Source organism: Rhodococcus pseudokoreensis, assembly GCF_017068395.1.
Taxonomy (GTDB): Bacteria; Actinomycetota; Actinomycetes; order Mycobacteriales; family Mycobacteriaceae; genus Rhodococcus_F; species Rhodococcus_F pseudokoreensis.
Genome location: NZ_CP070619.1, coordinates 8,594,198 through 8,613,074, shown reverse-complemented (window position 1 = coordinate 8,613,074; position 18,877 = coordinate 8,594,198). Strand labels below are relative to the sequence as shown.

The 18,877-nt window shown below is 67.9% G+C and carries 1 protein-coding gene (only partly in view); it reads right to left on the bottom strand.

Translation table 11 applies throughout. The features are described 5' to 3' along the window. A protein-coding gene (locus tag JWS13_RS44705; RefSeq protein ID WP_206011441.1) for a non-ribosomal peptide synthetase crosses the window boundary here: on the bottom strand, positions 1-18,877 show its 5' portion. Its footprint begins 12,197 nt before the window's first position; only the first 18,877 of its 31,074 coding nucleotides appear in the window; its start codon is at positions 18,875-18,877; its stop codon lies off the left edge, out of view.

Below are 18,877 nucleotides of genomic sequence, written 5' to 3'. Positions count from 1 at the left end.
GTTCCGCCGTCGCGACGAGCAGCTCGGGCAGGGTGGCGTTCGCGAGCAGCGGCCCGCCCCACACCGGGGCGAGGGACTGTTGCTCGGCCGCACCCAGGATGGCGATATCGCCGATGGCGATGTCGTCGCCGGTAGCGACCGCCTCGAGGATCCGCACGAATCGCTCCGCGAATCCCGCGACAGTGGCCCGTTCGAAGAGTTCCGACGCGAAGGTGAAGGCACCGGAGATCCCGCGGTGGTCTCCGGCGTCGTCCACGATCTCGGCGAGCCCCAGATCCAGATCGAACTTCGCGATGTGGGGATCGAAGTCGACGGCCTCCACCACCAACTGCGGCAGTTCCAGCGTCACCGGTCGCAGGTTCTGGAAGGCGAACATCACCTGAAACAGCGGATGCCGATCGGACGACCGGGTGGGACGCAGGATCTCGACGAGCCGGTCGAAGGGAACCTCCGTGTCCTGGAACGCCGTGAGATCGACATCGCGCACCTGTTCCAGGAGTGCGTCGACACGCTCGCCGGGGTGAATCCGTGTGCGCAGGGCCAGGGTGTTCACGAACATTCCGACGAGCGGATCGAGTCCTTCGTCGCCACGACCGGCGACGGGTGTGCCGATCACGATGTCGGTACTGCCGCTGAGCCTGTGCAAGAGCGTCGCGAACGCGGCATGAACAACCATGAACAGGGTGGTGCCGCTCTTCTGGGCGCGCTCGACCAGCCCCCGGTGGGTGCCGGCATCGATCTCGAAGTCCACGCGTTCGCCGAGGTGCGACGCTACCGCGGGGCGAGGATGGTCCGTAGGCAGATCGAGCGCCTCGGGCGCACCGTCCAGAGCCGCACGCCAACGCTCGATCTGCTTGGCGGACAGACTGTCCGGATCGTCCTCGGCGCCGAGCAGTTCCCGCTGCCACACACTGTAGTCGGCGTACTGGACGGGCAGCGGCTCCCACGACGGAGCCAGCCCTTCCGCTCGGGATGCATATGCGGCCATCACGTCGGCGGCGAGCGGACCGAACGACCATCCGTCTGCGGCAATGTGGTGCGCGACGAGCAGCAGCACGTGTTCCGAGCGGTTCTCCCGGAACAGGTGGATTCGGAACGGGATCTCCCGGGTCACATCGAATCCGGCGACGGCGTACTCGGCGATCCGGAGCATCAACTGGTCCGGCGCGGTCCGGATCGGTGTGAGGTCGAATTCTGCCGCGGCGGCAGGCCGGATCTCCTGATGCGCACCGTCCGCAGAACCTGGGTACACGGTCCGCAACGACTCGTGACGTTCCAGGACGTCACCGAGCGCTGCACGCAGGGCCGGGACGTCGATCCTGCCCGACATCCGCAGGGCCAGCGGGATGTTGTACGCAGACGACGAAGGATCGTATTGGTTGAGGAACCAGATCCGCTGCTGCGCCAGCGACAACGGGATCCGTCCGGGATGTTCGCGGCGCGTCAGCGCGGGCCGGCCCGAGGACCCGTCCGCCCGCGACGTGGCCACTGCGGAGACGAGTTGACGCACGGTGGGGTTGTCGAACAGCGTGCGAACGGAGACACGGATGCCGAACGCCGAACCGACCCGGGACACCACCTGGGTGGCGGACAACGAGTTGCCGCCGAGAGCGAAGAAGTCGTCGTCCACACCGATGCGTGATTCGCCCAGCACGTCCGCGAACGCTGCCGCGACTGCGCGCTCGTCCGCCGTGTCGGGTGCGGTGAATCGGGTATGGCTCACGAACACGGGCTCGGGGAGGGCGCGGCGGTCGAGCTTGCCCGCCGGTGTCAGCGGGATCGAGTCGAGAAACATGATCGAACCGGGCACCATGTGCGCCGGCAACGCCCCGCCGACGAACGCGGTCAGGTCGTCGACGTCGACGACGTTCCCCGGTGCAGCGCAGACATAGGTGACCAGTGCTGTGACGCCGGATTCGGTGTCGTGCGCGACGGTCGCGGCGAATCCGACCGCAGAATGCGCTCGGAACACGGAATCGATCTCACCGAGTTCGACACGGAATCCACGAATCTTCACCTGGAAGTCGCTGCGCCCGACGTATTCGATGACGTATGTCCCGGTGCGGGACTCGACCCACCGGACGACGTCGCCGGTACGGTACATCCGCCGACCGGGTGCACCGTGGGGGTTCGCGACGAAACGCTCCGCTGTGAGACCGAGTCGCTGGTGGTAGCCACGGGCAAGCGCCGGCCCCGATACGTACAGCTCCCCCGGCACACCGGGGGGCACGGGATGCAGCCGCGCATCGAGAACGAGAGCCTCGACACCGCGCACGGGAGCGCCGATGGTCATCCGCTCGCCGAGCATCAGCGGTCCGCTCTGCGTCACCATCATCGAGGACTCGGTCGGCCCGTATCCGTTGAACAGTGCCCGTCCCGGTACCCAGCGCTCGGCGAGGTCGGCACCCCAGGCCTCTCCGCCGACGACGATGACGGCGAGTGCGTCGAGTCCTGTGGGGTCGACGGACGCCAACGCGGCCGGTGTGATGAAGGCGTGCGTGACTCTCTGCTCGCCCAGGAGTTCGGCGAGCTCCGTACCGCCGTACACCGAGTGGGGAACGACAACCATCGTCGCACCCCCGCAGAAGGCCATCAGATACTCGAACACGGAGGCGTCGAAACTGGGTGAGGCGAAGTGCAGGACACGGGCGTCGGCGGTGAGCTCGTATTCTTCGGCCAGCTCGGTCAGAAGGTTCGCGAGCCCCGAGTGGGTGACGGCGACGCCCTTGGGCAGTCCGGTCGATCCGGACGTGTAAATGAGGTAGGCGAGTTGGTCCGTGTGCATCCGCCCGAGGCGATCGGCCGCTGTCACCGCCGCCGAGGACTGGGCCGCCACCAGCGCAGTGTGGTGGGGATCGTCCATCACGAGCCACTGTGTCGAGTCGGGTAGTCCGCCTCGGAACTCCATCGTCGTCAGGCCGAGCGCGGCCCCCGAATCGCCGAGCATGTGTGCGATCCGTTCGGCCGGGTAGTTCGGATCCACCGGCACGAACGCGGCACCGGTCTTGGCAACGGCCCAGACTGCGAGCACCGATTCGATCGACCGGGCGAGTGCGACGGCCACGAATGTCTCGGGGCCCGCTCCGGCCTCGATCAGTTGGCGCGCCCAGAGGTTGGATCGCCGGTCCAGTTCGTCGTAGGTCATCGAACGGTCGCCGAAGACGAGCGCAGTCGCGGACGGGTCGGCCGCCGACGCGGCGAGAACTTCGGGCAGCAGTCGAGTGGGTCGACTCGCAGCCCCGCGAACCGGTGCCAGGCGGGCCCTCTCGGCATCGTCGAGGAGATTCACGTCGCCGACCACCGTGGTCGGGTCGGCAATCACCGTTTCGAGGATTCGCACGAGCTGCACCGCGTACCGGCGCACCGTAGCGTCATCGAACAAGTCTGCGGCGTAGGTGAACTCGGCGCGAATACCCGACGGAACGCCCGCGGGATCGATGTCCTCGCCCAATGTCAGCTGCAGGTCGAACTTCGCGACCCGCGCGTCGATGTCCTCGACACGCACCCGGAGTCCGGGGAGCTCGATGTCTCCGATTGCCGTCGGCTGCATCGACAGCGCAGTCTGGATGACCGGGTGATGCGCGGACGTCCGCACGGGGTCGAGAACGTCGACGAGACGCTCGAAGGGGAGGTCCGCGTGGCCGAATGCCCCGATGTCGCCGTCGCGTACCCGCGTCAGCAACTCCGCGAACGTCTCGGTGCTCTCGATGCGCGTGCGGAGCACGAGCGTGTTGACGAACATTCCGACCAGGTTGTCGAGAGCGCGTTCGCCACGGCCCGCGATCGGAGCGCCGACGGCGATATCGTCCGACGCGGACAGGCGGGCCAACAGGAGCGCGAAGGCGGCGTGCGCCACCATGAAGACCGTAGCTCCGTGTTCACGCGCCAACCGCTCGATGCCGCGATGGATCTCGGGGGTGACGGTGAAGCCCACGGATCCCCCCGCGTAGGACTGCTCGGTCCGGCGCGGGCGGTCGAAGGGGAGTTTCAGCTCGTCCGGGAGACCGTCGAGCGCCCGCGTCCAGTACTCGAGTTGGCGTCGGGCGAGGGACTCCGGCTCGTCCTCGCTGCCGAGAACCGCCCTGTGCCACACACTGTAGTCGGCGTACTGCACCGCGAGCGGAATCCACTCCGGACTTCGGGACTCTGCTCGGGCCGCGTACGCGGTCATGACATCCCCGCCGAGAGGTCCGAACGACCAACCGTCGGCGGCGATGTGATGCAGCGTGATCGCCAGAACGTGTTCGCCGGGACCGGTACGGAACAGTGTTGCCCGTACCGGCAAGTCCTCGGACACGTCGAACCCGCGCGAGGAGAACGCGATCATCCGGGAATCGAGCTCGCCTTCCGGCACGTCCACGACCTCGAGGGGCATCGAGAGATCTGCCGCGGCCACGACGACCTGAGCGGGTCCGTCCTCCGTGTCGGGGAAAACCGTACGAAGCGACTCGTGGCGTCCGACTACGTCGTCGAGTGCCTGAGACAGCGCTGTCACGTCGAGAGCACCGGACATGCGGATCGCGAGCGGCAGGTTGTACGCGGGCGAGGCCGGGTCGAACTGGTTGATGAACCACATCCGCTGCTGCGCCGGTGACAGCGGTATCCGGTCCGGTCTCTGTGTCCCGGACAGCACCGGACGCGCGCCTGCTGCGGCCGTGGGCTCGGCGAGACGAAGAGCCAACTCCGCAGCCGTGGAGGCGGTGAACACATCGCGCACCGAGACTGCGGTGCCCGACAACTCACCGAGCCGCGCCGCAACTCGGGTGACGGAGAGCGAGTTGCCGCCGAGATCGAAGAAGTTGTCGTGCACGCCGATCCGGCCCGGAGCACCGAGCACGTCGGCGAACACTGCCGCGACGGTGCACTCGGCCTCGTTTCGAGGTGCGATGTACTCGGTTGCACTCCCGTGGAATTCGGGAGCGGGCAACGCTTTGCGATCGAGTTTTCCGCTGGTGTTCAGCGGGAACTCGTCGAGCACGGTGATGGCGGACGGCACCATGTACGACGGTAGGGACTCCGACGCCTGACGGCGAAGCTCCGCAACGTCCACGTCGCCGGGTGTGCCGACGACATACGCGACCAGATGATCGCCGACGGTGGTGTCCGAGTACACCGACACGACGGCGCCGGTGACCGCCGGGTGGGACCGGAGCACTGTCTCGATCTCGCCGAGTTCAATGCGCTGACCACGGAACTTCACCTGGAAGTCGGTACGTCCGATGTAGACGAGCGCTCCCGCCGACGTCCATCGCACGAGGTCTCCGGTGCGGTACATGCGCTCACCCGTGCGTCCGAACGGGTTCGCGACGAATCGATCGGACGTGAGATCGACGCGGCCGAGGTATCCGCGTGCGAGCTGGGCACCGCCCAGGTAGAGCTCTCCCGGAACGCCGACGGGAACCGGGTGCAGCCGGGAATCGAGCACGTAGGCCTGTGTGTTCCATTCCGGCACACCGATCAGCACGTTCGTGGTGTCGGCTTCACCGGTCTCCCAGTACGTCACCGACACTGCGGCCTCGGTGGGCCCGTACAGGTTGTGCAGTCCGGCCGCGGAGAGTTCCCGGAAACGCAGGACAGTCGCGGGCGGCAGCGCTTCGCCGATGACGAACACGTGCCGCAGCGAACGGCACGACCCCTCCGCGGCGGCCGCGACGAACACGTCGAGCATGGACGGAACGAAATCGGTGACCGTCACCGCGTGCTCGTCGATGACCCGAGTCAGATAGGAAGGCTCTCGATGCCCATCCGGGGTGGCCAGCACCATGGTGGCACCCACCTGCAGGGGCCAGAAGTAGCCCCACACCGACACGTCGAACGTGGTTGCGGTCTTCTGCAACCACACATCCCGATCGGTGAGTGCGTACTCCGACTGCATCCAGAGCAGTTGATTCACGATGGCCGCATGCGGTACCGCGACACCCTTGGGTTTGCCGGTGGAGCCGGAGGTGTAGATGACGTACGCGGGGTGGGCAGGGCGCAACGGTTCGATGCGCTCGGCATCGGTCAGCGGCACCGCAGCGACACCCGAGAGGTCGAGAGTGTCGAGGGCCGACACGGGAATCCGGTTCGGCAGGTCCGGTCGGTCGGCCGAGGTGGTCAGCACGCACACCGGCTTCGCCGACGCGAGCACGTAACTCGTTCGCTCCGCGGGGTGATCGGGATCGACCGGCACGTATGCACCACCGGCCTTGAGTACGGCATAGATTCCGACGACCAGTTCCAGCGACCGCCGCATCACCACGGCCACGCGGGTTTCGGGGGCCACACCCTGAGCGATCAGATGCCTGGCCAGCTGGTTCGCGCGCGCATCGAGGGCTGCGTATGTCAGCACGTCCCCGTCGAACTCGACAGCGACGGCATCGGGTGTGCGGGCCGCCTGCGCCTCGAACAACGTCAGCAGCGTCGACTCCGGCACGGGGTGGTCGGTGGCGTTCCAGTCGTGCAACATCCGCGCGTACTCGCCCGGGATGAATCCGGTGACCTGGGCTACCGCGGCGGAGGGCTCTGCGATCAATGCGCGGATCATCGAATCGAGCCGCGCCGCAATCAACTTCGCTTCGTCGCGATCGAAGGTGTCCGGCAGGTAGGCCACCCCGAGCCGCAGGGTGTCGTCGACCTGGGCCATCAGGCTCAACGGGTAGTGGGTGACACTGTGCACCTGGACCGAATCCACGCGCATACCTGCGATGTCGGTCTGCGCCTGCAGCGCCGCCTGATCCATGGGGTACGACTCGAAGACGGTGAGCGTGTCGAACAGCGCCCCGACCCCCGCCTCGGCCTGGATTTCCGTCAGGCCGAGATAGTGGTGATCGAGCAAATCGGCCTGCTGCCCCTGCACCCGCACCAGCAACGAGGCCACCGACTCGTCGGCGTCGATTCGTACCCGGACGGGGACGGTGTTGATGAAGAGCCCGACCATCGATTCGATCCCGGGGATGTGCGGGGGGCGGCCCGAGACGGTGGCACCGAATACGACGTCGTCCCGTCCGGTGAGTCGCCTGAGCAGCAGAGCCCAGGCAGTCTGGATCACCGTGTTCGGCGTGACGCCGTACTGTCGTGCGAAGGCCAGCAGCTCGGCGGTGTCCGCCGCGGAAAAGTGGACCGGAACTTCCTCCGGGTCCGCCGTCGCGCCGCCGCCGGTGCGCGCAGGCGCGAGCAGAGTCGGCTCGTCGAAACCTTCCAACGCGTGCGCCCACGCGTCCCGTGAGGCGGAGGGGTCTCGGCGCGCCAGCCAGTCGAGGTACTCGCGGTACGGCCGCACCGCAGGCAGCGCGGACTGATCGCCCGCGGTCGCGTAGAGCACCAGCAGGTCCTGGACGATCAGCGGGATGGACCATCCGTCGAGGAGGATGTGGTGGTTGGTCATCGCCAACTCGTACCGCTCGGCGCCCGTGCGCACGAGCAGCAAACGCAGCAGCGGCGCCTCGGCCAAGTCGAACGGCGCGGTCCGGTTCTCTGCGACCAGTGCCTCGAGTTCCCTTTCCCCGGAATCGCTCTCACGGCCCGAGAGGTCGACCACCGTCAGTGGGACCTCCACCCCGCGGAGGGAGATCTGCACCGTGACGTCGCCGTCCTGCACGAACACCACCCGCAGGTTCGAATACCGGTCCAGGAGCGCAGCGGCAGCGGCCCGCATCCGATCCGCCGACACGTCGCCGAGCAGCGTCATCCGCAGCTGGGAATGGTAGACGTCGACACTGTGCTCGGCCGCCAACAGCGAATGGAAGTGGAAACCGGCCTGCAGTGGCGACAGCGCCCACACGTCCTCGAGGGCCGGGTAGGTCCGTTCCCAGACCTCGATCTGGGACTGGGTGAGCGCCACCGTGCCGATGTCCGACGGGGTCAGTCCCCCACCGGATCCGGCGACGACATGCTCGATCTGTGAGACGAGCGCCTGCTGCCACAGATCGACGAGTTCGCGAACGTCGTCGGCTGCGAGCAGTTCACCGGCGAACCGCACCGAAGCTCCGAGTCGCGGTCCGGCATCGGTATCGGTCACTCCGACATTGATCTCGATCGCTGCGGAAGCGCTCATGTCCTGATCGGTTTCACCCGAGAAGACGCGCGACGACGCGAGATCCGGCACCCAGCCGATATCACGCATCTCCGGGGACAGATCGCCCATCCCGGTCTTTCCGAGGTAGTTGAAGACGACCTGGGGCGGGTCGAAGCCCGCGAGGACGGTGGCCGTCGCCGGATTGAGATATCGCAGCAGTCCGTACCCGACGCCCCGATCGGGGACCGCCAGGAGTTGCTCTTTCACCGCCTTGATCGCGGCGCCGGCCGACGCGCCGCCGACGAGTGCCTCCTGTGTGTCCACCCCCTCCAGGGCGAGCCGCACCGGATAAACGCTGGTGAACCAGCCCACGGTACGAGACAGATCGGCGCCCGGCACGACCGACTCCTCGCGGCCGTGACCCTCGAGGGTGACGTACGCAGAAGCGGAGGACACTCCGCGCGCACGGCGCCACTCGGTGAGGGCCACCGCGAAGCCGGCAAGCAGGGAATCGCCGATGGAGCACCCGAATGCCTCCGGAACGCGGGCCAGCAGCGTGCCCGTGATCTCGGTGGACAGCTCGAACTGCAGCTCCTGCGTGGTCGAGGTCCGGTCCCGCACCGGATCGAGCGCCCGGTCACCGAGAAGCGGGTCCGGAGCATCGACGACACCTCGCCAGTAGTCGAACTGCGCGAGGGTGGACGGCTGACGGGCAGCCTCCGTCAACCCGTGCGACCACCGCCGCAACGATGTACCGACCTCCGGCAGGTTCGGAGTGTGACCGGCTGCGACGGCACTTCCCGCCGCGACGAGGTCCGGCACGATGATTCGCCAGGACACACCGTCGACGACCAGGTGATGAGCAACCACGAGGAGCCGCCCGGGCCTGGTCGCACCACGGTCCAACCAGACGAACTGCGTGAGCACCGGGGTCTCGAAGTCGAACCGGTCGGCCGCGGCGGAGAGTTCGCGGTCGATCACTGCTTCGAAGGCTGCGTCACCGACGTCGGGATTCACCGGCACCGTCGTGACCAGTCGATCGGCGTAGACGGCACCGGCGGGCAACACCGAGTGACGCATGTCCGCACCGTCGCGAACCAGCCGGGACCGCAGCGCGTCGTGCCTGTCGAGCACCGCCTGCACCGTCGCCACGATGTCCGATCGCTCGATCCCGGTCGGCAGCGTGAGGAGCACGGACTGTGAATACCGGCCCACCGAACCCGGCCGGTCGAGCAGTGATCGGACAACCGGGGTCAACTCGACGTTTCCCACGCCGCCACCCGCCAGTTCGGCGAGCGCGAGTCGATCCGCCGACGCGGCGGTAGCCACTTCGGCGAGCGCGGCAATGCTCTTGCGCTCGAACACGTCCCGTGGGGTGAATACGATCCCCGCCGCCTTGGCTCGCGACACCAGCTGGATCGACACGATGCTGTCGCCGCCGAGAGCGAAGAACGAGTCGTTCACCCCCAGGTCGTCGACGCCGAGTGCCTCCCGGAACAGGGCCGCGAGTGTTTCCTCCATCGGAGTACGTGGCTCCACTCGATCGACCGCGACGTCACCGACGGCCGGGGCAGGCAATGCCACTCGATCCAGTTTGCCGCTCGCGTTGATCGGGAAGGCGTCGAGCGTGACGAACCCGTCCGGAATCATGTATTCGGGCAGCCGACTCTCGGCATACGCCGTCAGTGCCTCGATGTCGACCGTCGTGCCCGCACGTGCGACGAGATAGGCCACCAATTGTTCGCTCGCCGCTCCGGAGTACACGGTCACGACCGCCTGGGCAACCGAGTCCGCCGACTCGAGTACCGCCTCGATCTCACCGAGTTCGATCCGCAGTCCGCGCAGCTTCACCTGGAAATCGTTGCGGCCGAGGTATTCCAATTCGCCCCGGCCGGTCCAGCGAAGACGGTCACCGGTCCGGTACATCCGGGTGCCCGGCGCGTCGAAGGGGTTTGCCACGAACCGTTCGGCGGTGAGGTCGGGGCGTCCGGCGTATCCGCGAGACACCTGTGTGCCGGCCAGGTACAACTCACCGGTCACTCCGGCAGGAGTGGGGTGGAACCGCTGGTCCAGCACGTAGGCTCGGGTGTTCCACACCGGTGTACCCACGGTGACGATGCCCGAGTTCGAGGTGTCCACCCAGGAGGTGGTGGAAGTGGGCGCGACCTCCGCGGGACCGTACGCGTTGAGGACGGCGGCGTCGGAAACGGCCGCGAACCGCCGCGCCACAGTGACGGACAGTGCCTCGCCGCCGACGAACACGGTACGCAGCGACGAGAACCGGGACGGCGCGATCACGTCGGTGAAGACGGCGAGCATCGACGGGACGAAATGTATCGCCGTGATCTGCTCGGTCTCGATCAGTTCTGCGAGGTAGTCGGGATCCTTGTGTCCGTCCGGTTCCGCGATCACCACCCGTGCGCCCACAGCCAGGGGCCACAACAATTCCCAGAGTGATGCGTCGAACGACTGTGGTGTCTTGACGGCAACCCGATCGGTCTCGTCCAGCGCACCGAGCGACACCAGGAACTCGAAGTGGCTTCCGAGACCGGCGTGCGAGACGGCCACTCCCTTGGGCCGGCCGGTCGAACCCGAAGTGAAGATGACGTAGGCGAGGTTGTCGGCCAGAAGGGGCCGCAGCCGGTCGCGGTCCGTCACCGGGGCATCGTCGAACCGGTCGAGTTCGAGACCGTCCATCGGGAGAACCCGGACTCCGGAGTCCGACTCGAACTCGCCGCGGACCGCGGTCAGAACGAGCACGGGGTGGGCTGCCTCGATGACGTGGGCCACTCGCTCCGCCGGAAGGTCGACGTCGAGGGGCACGTACGCCGCACCACTGCGCAACACGGCGTGCAGGGCGATCAGAAACTCGATCGACCGGCGGGCCGCGACCGCGACGGTAGTGTCGGTTCCGGCGCCTTCGGCGATGAGTTTGCGGGCCAATCGGTTGACCCGCGCGTTGAATTCCCGGTACGTCACAGACACGTCGCGGTACACCACCGCCACCGCGTCAGGCGTCCGCGCCGCCTGCTCGTCGTAGCGGGCGAGGTAGGGCCGCTCGCTCACCTCCACGTCCGTGGCGTTCCATTCGCGCAGTACGCGAACCAGTTCCCGCTGATCCAGCACCGGCAGGTCCCCCACCGCCGTGCCCGGATCGGCCAGCGCCGTCGCCACGATCCGCGCGAAACGGTCGACGAACGACTCCACCGTGTCGCGGTCGAACAGATCGACCGCATACGTGAACGCACCGGTGAGACCGGACACGGTGCCGCGCTCGTCTCGGATCTCCGTGAGCGTCACGTTCAGATCGAATTTCGCGATCTCCGGATTCATCTCGACGGCGCTCACCGTCAGACCCGGTAGTTCCAGCACTCCCGGTTCGAAGTTCTCGTATGACAGACCCACCTGGAAAAGCGGGTGACGGGCCGTGGACCGGGCGGGTTCGAGTACCTCCACGAGACGCTCGAACGGCAGATCGGCGTGCGCGAACGCGGCGAGGTCGAACTCGCGGACCTGCGCGAGCAGGTCCGCGAATGACAGGTCACCGGATACTCGCGCGCGCAGGGTGAGGGTGTTGACGAACATGCCGACGAGGTCCTGCAGAGAGGGTTCGCCGCGGCCGGCGACGGGAGTGCCCACGGTGACGTCCACCGCGTTCGACAGCCGTGAGAGCAGCACCGACAGCGCGGCGTGCCACACCATGAACGGCGTGGCAGCGGAGCGGGTCGCGAGGTCGGCGACGGCTGTCACCGTGGCAGCGTCGACCGAGAACGGCACCGTCGCACCAGAATTCGTCGGCACGGCAGGTCGGGGCCGATCGGCAGGCAACTCCAGCAGGTCGGGGATGCCGTCGAGCGCCGCGGACCAGAATTCGATCTGCTCGGCGGCCTGCGACCGACCGTCGGTCTCGTCGCCGAGAAACTCCGCCTGCCAATAGCTGTAGTCCGCGTACTGCACGTCCAACGGCACCCACGACGGTGCCCGGCCGGCCGTACGCGCCGTGTAGGCGAGCAGGATGTCACGGGCGAGCGGGGCCATCGACGATCCGTCGGCGGAGATGTGGTGCACCACCACGGCCAGCACGTACTCGTCCTCATCGACGGACGGTCGCAGCAATGCCGTGCGCAGCGGCACCGCCGCCGTGACGTCGAAGCCCTCGGTGGCGAGCTTCACGAGTCGCGCCGGCAGCTCGGCCTCGATGATCGGCTCCACGTCGAGATCGAGGAACACCTCGTCGGCGCCGACGATCACCTGATGCGGGCCGTCGTTCGAGTCCGGATACAGCGTGCGCAGGGACTCGTGACGCTCGAGGACGTCGCGAATCGCCGAACGCAGGCCGTCGCCGTCGAGAAAGCCGGACAGCCGCAAAGCGAACGGCATGTTGTAGGCCGCGGATGCGGTATCGAACTGGTTGAGGAACCACATTCGACGCTGTGCCGGGGACAGCGGAATCCGTCCGGCACGCACGGCGGCGACCAGTGGGGCACGTGGTGCCGTCGGCACTGTTCCCTCGATACGCTCCGCGAGCGCCCCGACGGTGGGGGCATCGAACAGGTCACGCAGGGCGAGCGGCGCACCCAACTCGGCCCGAATACGCGAGGTGACCCGCGTGGCGACGAGGGAGTTACCGCCGACGTCGAAGAAGTTGTCCCGGAGGCCGATACGGTCGAGACCGAGGATTTCGGCGAAGATCACCGCGAGGTGGGCCTCGACGGGCGTGCGCGGGGCCACGTACTCCGGGGCGGAACCACCGAATTCGGGTGCGGGCAGCGCCCGACGATCGAGCTTTCCACTGGTATTGAGCGGGAATTCGTCGACGACCATCAGGGCCGCCGGAATCATGTACGCAGGCAGGGACGCGGCGATGCACTCGCGAAGTCGCGTGGTATCGAGGTCGTGTCCCCGCTCGGGCACCACGTACGCGACGAGATGATCGCCGGTGCCGGGATCGGAATGGACCAGCACGGCGGCGCTGGTGACCGACGGTTGCGCCCGCAGCACGAATTCGATCTCACCGAGCTCGATGCGCTGGCCTCGGAACTTGACCTGGAAGTCGGTGCGCCCGATGTATTCGAGTGCACCCGCCGACGTCCATCGCACGAGATCGCCGGTGCGATACATACGCACGCCGGCGGTAAACGGATTGGCCACGAACCGGTCCGTGGTGAGATCGACGCGGCCGAGGTATCCCCGGGCCAGCTGCTCGCCCGCCAGGTAGAGCTCACCGGCAACGCCGGGGGGAACCGGATGCAGACGCGAATCGAGAACGTAGACCTGGGTGTTCCACTCGGGCACGCCGATCGGCACCGTGCCGGTGACCGTGGTCGCGGTGTCCCAGTACGTGACCGAGACTGCCGCCTCGGTGGGCCCGTACAGGTTGTGCAGTCCGGCATCGGACAGCGCCCGGAATCGCGTGACGGTCTCCGGGGGCAGCGCCTCGCCGATCACGAAGACGTGCCGCAGAGTGGCGCACGAGGTGGTGGGCACGGACGCGACGAAGGCGTCGAGCATCGAGGGCACGAAGTCCGTGACCGTGACACCCTGCTCGTCGATGACCCGAGCGAGGTACTCGGGGTCGCGGTGACCGTCCGGGGTGGCCAGCACCATCGTGGCGCCCGTGTGCAGCGGCCAGAAGTAACCCCACAGTGATACGTCGAAAGTGGTTGCGGTCTTCTGCAGTAGCACGTCCCGTTCGGTGAGCGCGTATTCCGACTGCATCCACAGGAGCTGATTGACGATCCCGCGGTGCGGCACCGACACCCCCTTGGGCCGGCCGGTGGAGCCCGAGGTGTAGATGACGTACGCGGGGTTGTCCGGCCGGAGCGGTGCCAGTCGGTCGGAGTCGGTGACGCGTTCGCCGGAACAGGAATCCAGCACGATCCGATCGATCTCGACGAACGACGAACCCGCAGGAAGTGCGCTGCGGTCGGCCGAGGTCGTGAGGACGCAGACGGGCTGTGCGGAGTCGAGCACATACCCGATCCGGTCCGTCGGGTGGTCGGGATCGACCGGCACGTAGGCACCGCCGGCCTTGACGATCGCGTACATGCCCACCACCAGATCCGGTGAGCGCCGCATTGCCAGCCCGACACGGGTTTCGGGTCCCACCCCGCGGTCGATCAGATAGCGCGCCAGACTGTTTGCGCGGCGATCGAGTTGGGAATACGACAGCGTGACGTCGCCGAACACCACCGCCACCGCATCCGGGGTGCGAGCAACCTGCGCGTCGAACAGTTCGGGCAGACACATCGCAGGCACGTGGTGCCCGGTGTCGTTCCACGTGCCGAGAAGGCGGTCGCGTTCGGCGGCGTGGAGCAGGGGCAGATCACCGACCGCCGTCGCGGAGGATGTCGCAACCGAGCGCAACAGGTTCACGAATCGCTCGGCCATCGACGCGACGGTGGACTCGTCGAAGAGATCGGTGGCGTAATCGAAACCGGCCGCGACACCATCCGGCGTGCCCGCCTCGACGAACCGTTCGGTGACGGTCAACTGGAGGTCGAATTTCGCAACGTGGACGTCGATTTCTGTCGCCGCGACCTCGAGACCGGGCAGCTCCACGGCGGTCGGCGCGGTGTTCTGGAACGAGAGCATGACCTGGAAGAGCGGATGGTGCGCGGACGACCGGGTGGGGCTGAGCACCTCCACGAGGCGCTCGAAGGGGACGTCGCCGTGCTGGAATGCGGCGAGGTCGGCGTCGCGGACGCGGTCGAGAACCTCCTCGAACGTGTCGCCCGGCTCGGCGGTCGCGCGAAGGACCAGGGTGTTGACGAACATGCCGACGAGGTGGTCGAGCGCTTCCTCGCCGCGTCCGGCGACCGGGGTCCCGATGACGATGTCCGGTCCGGCGCCGAGGCGGTGGAACAGCACCACGAGGGCTGCGTGGGTGACCATGAACAGCGTGGTGCCGGTGCTCTGCGCCAGATCCGCAAGACCCCGGTGGATGTCGGCGGGGATCGTGAACTCGACGCGGCCACCTCGGTGCGACATCTCGGCGGGCCGGGTCCGGTCGGTGGGCAGTTCGATCACCTGGGGCGCTCCGGCGAGCACCGACCGCCAATGGTCGATCTGCCTGGCGGACAGGCTGTTCGGGTCGTCCTCCGACCCGAGGAGTTCACGCTGCCAGAGGCTGTAGTCGGCGTACTGCACCGCGAGGGGCGCCCAGGCGGGCGCGTGACCGGCCGCACGTGCCGCGTACGCGAGCATCAGGTCGGAGGCCAGCGGCGTCATGGACCAGCCGTCGGCGGCGATGTGATGAACCACGAGGACCAGAACGTGCCGGTCGGGCGCCTCCCGGAACAGCCCGGCGCGCAGCGGTGTGTCGGTGGTGAGGTCGAATCCGGCGCCGCCGAGGACCGTCACCGCGGCGGTGAGCGACTCCGCGTCGACGTCGATCGGATCCGTCTCGGCCAGCACGCTCAGAACGGGCACGACCAACTGGTGGGGACCATCCGCGGTGTCAGGGAAGACGGTGCGCAGCGCCTCGTGCCGTTCCTGGACGTCGTCGAGCGCCCCGCGCAGGGCGTCCCGGTCGAGTGCACCGGTGAGCCGCAGGGCGATCGGCAGGTTGTACGCAGGCGACGCCGTGTCGAACTGGTTGAGGAACCACATGCGTTGCTGCGCAACGGAGAGGGGCACGCGGGCGGGTCGTTCCCGCGCCTCCAGCACGGGACGCGAGTCGGCCTGCGGGCCGGTGTTCGCCGCCGCGACCGCCAGTTGCGACACCGACGGCGCCTGGAAGAGGTCCCGGACCCCGATCCGCACGCCGAGGGCGGCATTCACCCGGGACACGACCTGGGTGGCCGTCAGCGAGTTGCCGCCGAGGTCGAAGAAGCTGGTGTCGACGCTCAGTTCGGGCAGGCCGAGGACGTCGAGGAAGATCGCGAGGAGGATCTCCTCGGTGACCGTTCTCGGGCGCACGACGTCGGCCGAGCGCGCGGCGAATACCGGTGCGGGCAGGGCATTGCGATCGAGTTTGCCGGCCGGGGTCAGCGGCAGCGAATCCAGCACCATGATCGACGACGGCACCATGTACCCGGGAAGGCGCTCCCCGACGAAGTCCGCCAACACCCGGGTGTCGATGTCGGTTGCGGGCGCCGGCAGCACGTAAGAGACCAGCCGACTGGTCCCCCTCCCGTCGTCATAGCCGACCGTGTGGGCGAACTCCACCACCGGATGCGCAGCCAACGCGGCGTCGATCTCACCCAATTCGATCCGGAACCCCCGGATCTTGACCTGAAAATCACTGCGGCCCAAGAACTCCAGGACCGGAGGCCCGTCCGGGGCGGTCACCCAGCGGACGACGTCACCCGTGCGGTACATCCGCGCGCCGGTGCCGAACGGGCTCGCCACGAAACGCTCCGCCGTCAACCCGGCCCGATGCACGTACCCGCGAGCCAAGCTGGAGCCGAGGACGTAGAGTTCACCGCGCACCCCGGCCGGGACCGGACGCAACCGATGGTCGAGGACGACGAGGTCGACACCCACGGTCGGTGACCCGATACTCACCAACTGCCCGGGCGCCATCGGTCCGGTAGCGGACGACATGATCGTGGTCTCACTCGGGCCGTACGCATTGACCATGATCCGGCCCGGCGCCCACCGCGCCACCAACTCCGGCGGGCACACATCCCCCGCCACCACCACCGTTTGCAGATGGTGCAGACCGCGGTGATCGAGCGACGCCAACGCCGCCGGCGTGCAGAACGCGTGTGTCACCCACTGCTCGGCAAGGAATTCCGCCAACTCGGTGCCACCGTAGATCGTGGTCGGCGCTACCACCAGGGTCGCCCCCGCACACACCGCCATCACCAACTCGAACACCGAGGCATCGAAACTCGGCGACGCGAAATGCAGCACCCGCGAATCCGCCGACACCACCAGACGGTCCCGCTCGTCCGCCGCCAGATTCACCACACCCCGGTGCGTGACCGCCACACCCTTCGGCCGGCCCGTCGACCCCGACGTGTAGATCACATACGCGGGATGATCGACCGACAACGCCCGCGTCCGATCGGCGTCCGTCACCGCATCCGGGGGATACACCGCCGCGGTCGTCCGAAACTCGTCGTCGTCCAATACGATCCAGTGCGTGCACTCCGGCAGCCCGTCCCGCCACGCGGCGGTGGTGATACCGATCGGCGCACCACAATCCTCCAGCATGAACGCGATGCGGTCAGCCGGATAGCTCGGATCGACCGGAACGAACGCCGCTCCCGTCTTCGCCACCGCCCACACACTCGACACCGACTCCCGCGACCGCGGCAACGCCAGCGCCACCATGACCTCCGGGCCGACCTGGAGGTCGATCAGGAGACGGGCCAGCCGGTTCGACGCCTCGTCCAGGGCGCGGTAGCTCAGGGTGTCGTCGGATGTCCCGTGCCCGGGCGCGACGAGGGCGTCGCCGTCCGGGTTGCTGCGCACGGCGCCGACGAGCAGGTCCGGCAGCGTGACCGGTGCGAATCCGGCGCGCCCGGCGGCCGGCGCCAGGCTGCGGCGTTCGTTCTCGTCGAGGATCTGGAGGTCGCCGATCGGGCGTGGCGGCCCGTTGCTCGCCGATCCGTGCAGTGTGCCGGTGTCGGAGGTGAGGAAGGCGCCGAGGAATCGGGTGAAGCGGGCGTGGTGGGCGTCGAGGACGTCTTCGGAGTACAGGTCGGGGTTGGCCTCGAGGTCGAGGTTGAGGCTGGTGCCGGCGACGCCGTGATAGATGTTGACCGCGAGGTCGTTGATCGGACCGGTGGACAGCAGTTCGAGCCGGCCGACGATGCTGCCGAGGGTGATCTCGTCGTGGAACAGCATGACGTTGATCAGGGGTCCGTAGAAGCCCTGATGCTCGGTGGCCGCGTCGCGCCGGATGTCGATGTGCGGGTAGCGCTGGTGCCGGAGTGCCGCGGTGACTTCCAGCCGGACCGCTGCCACCAGATCGGTGTTCGTCATGTCCGGGCGCACGTGCAGGCGGAGCGGGACGACGTTGGACACCATGCCGCCGGAGCGGCGGAGCAGCGCGGTGGTGCGCGCAGTGACGGGCAGACTGACGGCGACCTCCTCGCGTCCGGTCATCCGGGCGAGGTACGCGGCGAAAGCGGCGATGACTTCGAACGCGGCCGACGAGTCGTGGCGGTCCGTCGCGGCGTCGAGGTGGCCGACGAGGGGGCCGGGGATCTGGCCGCCCGTCGTGCGGCTGCGTGCCCGCGCGGGGGACGTGCGGTCGACGAGGCTGTACGGTTCGCCGATGGTCGATACCCGCTCGGACCAGTACTCCCCGTCGGCCCGGTAGCGCGACGACGCCCGGTAGTCGTCGTCGACGCGGGCGACGTCGGTGAGTGCGGCAGCCTTGGACGGCGCCACGGCGCGACCCTCGACGGCTGCCGTGTACAGCTGTGTGGTCCGGTCGATGAGCGTCATCGATCCCATGCCGTCGAGCGCGACGTGGTGGACACGGCTGTACCAGTAATGACGATCCGGCCCGGTGCACAGGACCGCCGAGGTGACGAGCCGGTCGCGGTACACGTCGACCGGAGTGGTGTACTCCTGCCGCATCCACTCCTTGGCCGCCGCCCTCGGATCGGGCTCGTGCCGCAGGTCGACGAACCTGACCGACGCGTCCAGCGTCGGATCGACCAGCTGATAGGGAACTCCGTCGACCTCGACGAGGCGGAGGAACGCGGAGCCGAGTTCGCGGCCTGCGGCGATCAGCGACTCCGACAGCAGCGTGACGTCGAGGGCACCCACCAATTCGACGCACTGCGCGATGTTGACGGGCACGTCGGGATCGAGCTGCTGGGCGAACCACATCCCCCGCTGAGCGGTGGAGAGTGGGAATGCACCGTCCGGAATACGATCCACGGCGGTCACGTCACCACCCGGCACAGCTTCGACCAC